Source organism: Streptomyces prasinopilosus (assembly GCF_001419695.1).
In the GTDB taxonomy this organism is placed as follows: domain Bacteria; phylum Actinomycetota; class Actinomycetes; order Streptomycetales; family Streptomycetaceae; genus Streptomyces; species Streptomyces prasinopilosus.
Genome location: NZ_LIRG01000533.1, coordinates 1 through 4,245, shown reverse-complemented (window position 1 = coordinate 4,245; position 4,245 = coordinate 1). Strand labels below are relative to the sequence as shown.

Sequence of the window (4,245 nt, the reverse complement as noted above, 5' to 3'; positions counted from 1 at the left end):
GCCCCACCCCACCCATCTGAGAAGCTATGCCCCGTCCGAGTACCAGGGCACCACGCCCCGGGAAGCACACGGAAACGGAGCACCATGCCCTCCTCAGTCCTCGTCGTGTCCACCGACCCCCAAGGGTCAACCATCTGGTGGGCCGACCGCGTCGGCGACAACCTGCCCTTCGACTTCGCCGCCGCCCACGAAGACCCCGACAGCCTCGCCGCCCTCAAGAACCTGGGCGCGCAGATCCACGTCATCGCCAACCAGAAGGGCGGCGTCGGCAAAACCACCACCGCCGTCAACCTCGCCGCCGTCACCCACGACGTCCTCGGCAACAGTGACGACCGGCAGCACATCTTCATCGACACCCCCGGCAGCCTCGAGAACGAACACATCCTCGCCGCCGCCCTCGACATCGCCGACGACGTCCTCGTCCCCATGCCGCCCGAGCCGCTCGCCTTCGACCCCACCGCCCGCACCATCGAACGCGTCATCGTCCCCCGCGGCCTGCCGTACACGGTCGTCATCAACGCGTGGGACCCCCGCGACGGCAAGGCGGACCTCGAGGACACCGTCGCCTACATCGACGCCATGGGCTGGCCCCGCGCGAAGACCGTCATCCGCCGCTACAAGATCCACACCCGGGCGGCGTCCGAAGGCAAGGTCGTCACCCAGTACGCCGACAACGGCACCACCCTGCGCGCCCGCGAGGACTACTTCCGCCTGGCGCTCGAGCGTGGCTACGGAGGGCGCCGCTGATGGCCGGCAAGCGCGTCTCCCTCGCCTCCCTCGCCGCAAGCAAGGTCGAAGCCGTCCCCGGGGCCAGCCGCCCCGACCTCATCCACGTCCCCCCGCACACGGTCGCCCCCACCCCGCTGAACCCGCGGCGCGCCTTCGATGCGGACGAACTCGTCGAACTCGGCGAGGACATGCGCTCCGGGCAGCTCCAGCCGTGCGTGGCCGTGAACAAGGCCGCCTACCTGAAGCTGTACCCGGAGCACGCCGACCAGCTCCCCGACACCTGCCGGTACGTCATGGCCGCCGGCGAGCGGCGGTGGCGGGCCGCCGTCAAGGTCGGCCTCGACAGCCTCGACCTCATGCTGCGGCACGACCTCACCGACTCCCGGGTCCGGTTCCTCGCCGCGGTCCTGTCGGAGAACGTGCAGCGCGCCAACTTCAACCCCATCGAGGAGGCCGACGGGCTGCGCGCCATGCTCGACCTCCACGACGGGAATCAAGCCGCCGCGGCGCGGGCGATGGGCAAGTCGAAGGCATGGTTCAACCAGCGCATCGGACTGCTGCGGCTATCGGACCAGATGGTGCAGCTCGTCCTCGAGGGGAAGCTGACCGCGTTTCGAGACATGCGCCGGTACGCGGCCCTGCCGCCGGCAGAGCAGTACGCGGCGTGGACGGCGGACCAGGAGCAGCCCCGCCCGGTAAAGCCGGCCCCGGCCGGACCCGCGCCCGCCCCTGCCGGTGACGGCGGGCATCCGGAAACGTATACCGCGGTATACGCCCCGGCCGGCGAGAGCCGACCGCAGCAGGCGCCGGGGCCGGTGGAGCAGCCTGTCCCGCCCCCGGCCCGGGAACCGTCCCGGGCGCCGGAGGTCGCGGAGGTCCGGTTCACCGCGGCAAGCCGGCAGCCCGCCCCGCGGGAGCAGCCGGCGCCCGTGCCCCCGCAGCCTGCGGCCGCCGTGCCGGCGGCGGAGGGCGGTGAGCGCAAGGCGCCCAGGTTCCCCTACGAGAACGGGCCGGAAGCCGCGCAGTACTTGATCCACCGAATGGCGCCGGGCGAGTTCAAGCGGATGCTCGACGCGTGCAACGCGCACTGGGAGAAGCAGACGGCGAACGCCTCCTGACCCATGTGACGGCCCCGCCCGCCCGGCCCTCGGCCAGGTGGGCGGGGCCTTTCTTTCCGTGGACCACACCTCTATTGACGAAAGGTCAATACGTGTGGCTTGCTGGGGTTTCTCATCCGCCTTTCGAGTGACCCTCTTGACCAACTCTTGCCCCAGGCATCAATTCCGCTTTGGCTGGCCCCGCGGAACCCCCACAGGACGGTCGGCCGCCCGACCAGGCCAGGACGCCACGAGGTGGGAGCACCAGTGCTCTCTTTCGCAGCCCTCCACGCGCCCCCGGCCCGCCCGGCGGCCGACCACCCCACACCCCCAGCCCGCCCCGAAACCGGGCGGGGAACGCCCCTACCAGGGTGACGGCATCCGGGACTAGACTCGCGTCATCTGACGGGCCTGCCCACCCGGGCGAGCCGGTGAGGTCTCAAGGTCCCCGTGCCAGGCCGGGCGCGTTGTCGGCAACACCGCACCCCGAACCAGCACGGGGCACCCCGCCGCCATCCTGCACATGCAATTCCGTGCGCAATTCCACGCCACGTACACACCACGTAACGGATCCCGCCACCCGGGTAGTGAATCCAGTCACGACATGGTGAAAGTGTCTTCACGCATTACCCACCTACCTCGATCGGTGCGACAGTGGCACTCCACGTCGTGGACTGGCAGCCACATCGTGGACCGCGGGACCCGCCGACCACCGACCACAGCCGGCGGGTGCACGAGACCCTTCCCACCATCTGCCGGAGGAACGGGGTGACGCCCCCATGTCCGCAGCAGAGCACGCCACCACCCCCGAACGCCCCTGCGTCATGAACAAGACCGGACCCGCGCCCGTAATCGACCTCGACAAGCGCCGCCGCAGCAGCGCACTCCGCACGGTCAGGGGCAGGTGGGCGAAGACGATGACGACACCGCCGGGAAGCACGCCGGGGGGCGAGCCGGACAACGCCCCGACGGACGGCCAGCGCAGCGCCCTCGAGGCGTTCGCCGAGAGCCTCGAGATGTCCTTCAACGACATCGAGCAGTCCCTGACCAACCCCGCCACCGCGGCCGCGTTCCTGCGCACCCTGGACATCATCGAACGGGCCCTCCAGGGCTCCCACGCGAACGATGTCATCACCGCCGACCAACTCGCCGAGCTCACCGCGGTGATAGACGGCATGCGGCAGGTCCCCCGCCTCATCTGACCGGCCCGCCCCGGCCCGACTGTCCCGCCCGGTCCGCCCTCCGGGATGTCCGGATGTGCCGGGGGTTTTCGCGTATTGCGCATGGGTGCTGCCACCCATCCCGACAACAGGCCGTTGATCATTTACCACAGTGCGTTCACCTTCCGGGGAGCGCGTGTCAGAATGAGCCGTCCGGAATTACCCGGAGTTACCACTTCCGGCCTCCGGCGCGCGCCCCGCACAAACCTGTACGGAAGCCCTGCGCCCCCGGCGGCCGCCCGACGGGGAACGGGGACACCATGGGCCAAGGGGACGCCACCGAGGACAACGCAGCAAACGCCGCAGCGGGACTGCGCCATCTCTCCAAGTACTTCCGAGAGCATCCCGTCACCGGACCCGACGGCCACAGCTACATCAGCAACCAACCCCGCGCCACCGCCACCAACCCCGGCATGCCCCTCAACGTGCGCGTCCTCGAGCACATCGACCGCACCGTCGCCGAAGTCGCGGCATACACCCGGGAAGTCAACCCGGACGCCGAACCCCTCCCCGACGACGTCCTGGACGTGTACCGGTGGTGCGTGGAGAACACGGTGCACGCCCCGGAGATCGTGCAGCAGCGACGCGAAGTACTGGAGTACCAGCACAGCCTGGAGCACGCCGTCGCGGCCGGCGACACCGACGTCATCCCGCCCCACCCCTGCCCCGACTGCCGCACCTGGGGCCTGATGTGGGACAAGCTGACGCGGCGCATCGTGTGCACCAACCGCAGATGCGTGGACGAGGAAGGACTGTCGACCACGATCACCTTCGCCCGGCTCGCCCACGAGCACGTCACCGCCCGAAAAAATCTTCGGGACGTGAGGGCAACCTGATCCGGGGTAGCAGAGTCGTACAAGGCACCAAAACGTAATGTCACACCTGTAACACCCGTATCGGCCGCCGGAGCTGCGAACTGCGGCCGCCGACCCCGGGAGGCCTGATGGCCACAGCACTGATAGGTCCCTACGACGACGCTGCCGCGGACGAGGTCAGGCTCACGGACGCGGTCGAACTGTTCCGCAAGACGGGGCACGACATTTCCAAGAGCACGTTGGAACGGCAGAGCAGGGCGCGCGGGGTCACGCTGGTGAAACGCCGCGGGGCGAACTGCGCGTCCTGGTCGGACCTGCTGGAGGTCCATGCGGCGTGGGTGCACTCCCGCGACGCTCTCCCCTGACCCCCGCCACCCCTGATAC

The 4,245-nt window shown here is 69.8% G+C and carries 5 protein-coding genes; all 5 read left to right on the top strand.

The annotated features are described in order from the left end of the window. Positions 1-84 precede the first annotated feature (84 nt). The 5 genes from AOK18_RS35560 to AOK18_RS21275 all read left to right on the top strand — a co-directional run bounded on the left by AOK18_RS35560 (position 85) and on the right by AOK18_RS21275 (position 4,226). Entirely contained in the window at positions 85-747 is a 663-nt protein-coding gene (locus tag AOK18_RS35560; RefSeq protein ID WP_107100363.1) for a ParA family protein, read from the top strand. Then, entirely contained in the window at positions 747-1,847 is a 1,101-nt protein-coding gene (locus tag AOK18_RS21290; protein ID WP_055695395.1) for a ParB/RepB/Spo0J family partition protein, read from the top strand. Before AOK18_RS35560 ends, AOK18_RS21290 begins: the two co-directional genes overlap by 1 nt. 758 nt (positions 1,848-2,605) lie before the next feature. Beyond that, positions 2,606-3,028 carry a hypothetical protein gene (locus AOK18_RS21285; RefSeq protein ID WP_055695394.1) on the top strand — a complete coding sequence of 141 codons (423 nt, stop codon included), beginning with the start codon at positions 2,606-2,608 and terminating at the stop codon, positions 3,026-3,028. A gap of 278 nt (positions 3,029-3,306) precedes the next feature. Beyond that, positions 3,307-3,882 carry a hypothetical protein gene (locus AOK18_RS21280; RefSeq protein WP_055695393.1) on the top strand — a complete coding sequence of 192 codons (576 nt, stop codon included), beginning with the start codon at positions 3,307-3,309 and terminating at the stop codon, positions 3,880-3,882. A 107-nt stretch (positions 3,883-3,989) separates the two neighbouring features. Beyond that, entirely contained in the window at positions 3,990-4,226 is a 237-nt protein-coding gene (locus AOK18_RS21275) for a hypothetical protein (protein WP_055695392.1), read from the top strand. Positions 4,227-4,245 lie beyond the last annotated feature (19 nt).